General features: G+C 68.4%; 1 protein-coding gene. It reads left to right on the forward strand.

Annotation, left to right across the window (positions count from 1 at the left end; all coding sequences use genetic code 11):
* The coding region (locus IE226_RS43780; RefSeq protein ID WP_506417430.1) for an alpha-amylase family protein at window positions 1–588 on the forward strand (588 nt) is incomplete at both ends.

Raw genomic sequence — 588 nt, forward strand, 5'->3', positions numbered from 1 at the left:
CGCACCCTGGCCGCGATCGGCTTCCAGCAGTCCTACACGTACTTCACCTGGCGCAACACCAAGCAGGAGCTCACCGCATACCTGACCGAGCTCTCCGGCGAGACCGCCGCGTACCTGCGCCCCAACCTGTTCGTGAACACGCCGGACATCCTGCCGGGCTACCTCCAGGACGGCGGCCGTGCCGCCTTCGAGGTCCGGGCGGTGCTGGCCGCCACTCTCGCGCCGAGCTGGGGCATGTACGCCGGCTACGAGCTGTGCGAGAACACCCCGGTCCGCGCGGGCTGCGAGGACTATCTGCACTCGGAGAAGTACGAACTGCGGCCGCGCGACTGGGAGTCGGCGGAGCGAAGCGGTGCCTCCATAGCGCCTCTCATCACCACGCTCAACCGGATCAGGCGGGAGCATCCCGCGCTGCATCTGCTCAGGAACCTGCGTTTCCACGATGCCGACCACGACGCGGTCATCGCCTACAGCAAGCGCGAGGGCGAGGACACCGTCCTGGTGGTCGTGAACCTCGACCCGCATCACACCCGGGAGGCCACGGTGTCGTTGGACATGCCGGCGCTCGGCCTGGACTGGCACGCGAGC

The sequence above is a fragment of the Streptomyces longisporoflavus genome (genome assembly GCF_014649775.1).
Classification (GTDB): Bacteria; Actinomycetota; Actinomycetes; order Streptomycetales; family Streptomycetaceae; genus Streptomyces; species Streptomyces longisporoflavus.